The organism is Microbacterium sp. H6 (assembly GCF_003314775.1).
In the GTDB taxonomy this organism is placed as follows: Bacteria; Actinomycetota; Actinomycetes; order Actinomycetales; family Microbacteriaceae; genus Microbacterium; species Microbacterium oxydans.
Genome location: NZ_QOAY01000006.1, coordinates 1 through 249, shown reverse-complemented (window position 1 = coordinate 249; position 249 = coordinate 1). Strand labels below are relative to the sequence as shown.

General features: G+C 74.3%; 1 protein-coding gene. It reads left to right on the top strand.

All coding sequences use genetic code 11. From position 1 onward, the window contains the following. Nucleotides 1–249: hypothetical protein (locus DSP71_RS21750; RefSeq protein ID WP_181800620.1), on the top strand; the 249-nt coding region annotated here is incomplete at both ends.

The following is a 249-nucleotide window of genomic DNA, read 5'->3' as shown; positions in this document are numbered from 1 at the left end:
TGAGCGCCGAGTTCGAGACCGAGACGCCCCTCACACTCATCCGCTCGGCGTCCGGCTCCGGCAAGACCACGGCCCTGGTGGACTGGGCGGCCACCACATCCGCCCACGTCGTGTGGCTGACCGTGACGCCGGCGATCACGAGGAGTGAGGCACTCGCCGGAGCGCTGCTGCGCGTCCTGCCCGGAGCCGACCGGCGGGACGACGGCGACGAGGGCTGGGCCGCCGTGGCCGCGCGTCTGCACGAGGCGG